Source organism: Liquorilactobacillus uvarum DSM 19971 (assembly GCF_001434935.1).
Taxonomy (GTDB): domain Bacteria; phylum Bacillota; class Bacilli; order Lactobacillales; family Lactobacillaceae; genus Liquorilactobacillus; species Liquorilactobacillus uvarum.
In genome coordinates, this window is the sequence record NZ_AZEG01000124.1 from 1 (window position 1) to 364 (window position 364).

General features: G+C 41.5%; 1 protein-coding gene. It reads left to right on the plus strand.

The genetic code is table 11. From position 1 onward, the window contains the following. On the plus strand, positions 1–364 hold a 364-nt coding region (locus FD20_RS12750), incomplete at both ends, for a GDP-mannose 4,6-dehydratase (protein WP_157060949.1).

The window sequence follows — 364 nt, forward strand, 5'->3', positions numbered from 1 at the left end:
ATCTATGGTGATGGCAAGAATATTCGCGATTGGCTGCATGTTTCGGATCACTGTCAGGCAATTGATTTGGTTTTGCACAAGGGACAAAAAGGTGAGATCTACAATGTTGGTGGGCATAACGAACGAACTAATAATGAAATTGTGCATCTGATAGTCGAACAGTTGGGTTTGGATGAAAGTGCGATTGAATATGTCAAGGATCGTTTAGGACATGATCGCCGTTATGCAATTGATCCAACAAAAATCGAAACACAGCTGGGCTGGAAGCCAAAATATACTTTTGATATTGGAATCAAAGAAACAGTTGACTGGTATTTGCATAATGAGAACTGGTGGCGCCCGTTGAAGAAACGTGCGGCTTTGA